Source organism: Rhodococcus sp. O3 (genome assembly GCF_048897285.1).
Classification (GTDB): Bacteria; Actinomycetota; Actinomycetes; order Mycobacteriales; family Mycobacteriaceae; genus Rhodococcus.
Genome location: NZ_JBMBTE010000287.1, coordinates 1 through 1,928 on the forward strand (window position 1 = coordinate 1; position 1,928 = coordinate 1,928).

1 protein-coding gene is annotated in these 1,928 nt (G+C 72.7%); it reads left to right on the forward strand.

Going from position 1 to position 1,928, the window contains the following annotated elements:
- Positions 1-1,928 (forward strand): non-ribosomal peptide synthetase (locus tag ACN675_RS28970; protein ID WP_420754087.1); only part of this gene is annotated, 1,928 nt, incomplete at both ends.

The window sequence follows — 1,928 nt, forward strand, 5'->3', positions numbered from 1 at the left end:
CGGCCCCGGTCGACGTCGCGCTGCACGTCACCCCCGACGACACCGGGCTGCGGGTGCGGTGCACCTACGCCGGCGAGGTGTTCGACGCCGACGCCATTCGCGAACTCGTCGACCGCTGGGCCCGGATCCTCGCCGCCGTCGCGGCCGACCCGCAGATCCCGGTGGGCGACATCGACTTCGTCGACCCCACCGACCTGGCCGGGCTGGCCCCGGCGCGGGGCCGGCCGACGATGTCGCCGCAGCTGTGGCACGAGCTGCTCTCCTCGGTCGCGGCGATCGTGCCCGACACCGTGGCCCTGTGCTACCCGGGCCGCACCGTGACCTACGGCGAACTCGACGAATGGTCCAACCGCGCCGCCCGCGTCCTCGTCGACAACGGTCTCGGCCCGGACACCTTCGTCGCCCTCGGCATGGCCCGCTCGATCGAATCGGTCGCCGCGATCTGGGCGGTCGCCAAGGCCGGCGCGGCGTTCGTGCCGGTGGATCCGAACTACCCGAACGACCGCATCGAATACATGCTCACCGACTCCGGTGTCGTGCTCGGACTGACCACCACCGCGGACCGCGAGCACCTCCCGGACACCACCCGGTGGCTGGTGATGGACGGACCCGACTTCCGGGACCGGGTCGCCGCCGCGTCCCCCCTGCCGCTGACCGACCTCGACCGCCGCGGCGACCTGCACACCGACCATCCCGCCTACCTGATCTACACCTCCGGTTCCACCGGCCGCCCCAAGGGCGTCGTCGTCACCCACCGCGGCCTGGCCAATCTCGCCGCCTCGCTGCACAACCGGCTCGCGCCGCTGCAGACCGCCCGGGTCTCGCACTTCTCGTCGCCGAGCTTCGACGCGTCGATCTTCGAGTACATGACCGCCTTCGGGATCGGCGCCACCCTGGTGATCGTGCCGGGCACCGTGTACGGCGGCGACGAACTGGCACGGATCTGGCGCGAGGAACGCGTCACGCACGTGTTCGCGACCCCCGCGGCGCTGGCGTCGGTGGACCCGGACAGCGTGGACGCCGAGGTCGTCACCGTCGCGGGCGAGGCGTGCCCGCCGGAACTGGTGACCCGCTGGGCGCCCGGCCGGCGCATGTACAACGCGTACGGCCCCACCGAGACGACCATCGTCTGCAACATCACCGCCCCGATGATCCCGGGCGAGCCGGTCACCCTCGGCACCCCGGTGTGCGGCGTCAACGAGGTCGTCCTCGACGCGCGGCTGCATCCGCTGCCGTCCGGCGTGGCCGGCGAACTGTACATCGGGGGAGCAGGCGTCACCCGCGGCTACCACGGCCGTCCGGGCCTGACCGCCACCCGATTCGTCGCCGACCCCTACGGCGCCCCGGGCGCCCGCATGTACCGCACCGGCGACGTGGTGCGCTGGCGCTCCAACGGCGAGCGGGCGAACGCCGAGTACCTGGGCCGCTCCGACTTCCAGGTCAAGATCCGCGGGTTCCGCATCGAACTCGGCGAGATCGACGCGGTGCTCACCGACCACGACGACGTCGCGTTCGCCGTCACCCTGGGCCGCACCGCACCGTCCGGCGACACCCTGCTTGCCTCCTACGTGCTGCCCGAGACCGGGCACACCGTCGACGTCGCCGAACTGCTCGCGCACGTCGGCCGCCGGCTGCCGGGGTACATGGTGCCCGCCGCGGTGACCGTGCTCGACCGGATCCCGCTGACCCCCGTCGGCAAGCTCGACCGCCGCGCGCTGCCCGACCCGGTGTTCACGTCCGCGACCGAGTTCACCGCCCCCACCACCGACATCGAACGCACCGTCGCCGAGGTGTTCACCGACCAGCTCGGCCTCGACCGGGTCGGTGTCGACGACAGCTTCTTCGACCTGGGCGGCAACTCGCTGATCGCCACCCGGGTACTGGCGCGCATCAACGCCGCGCTCGGCACCGACCTGGGCGTGCGCGCG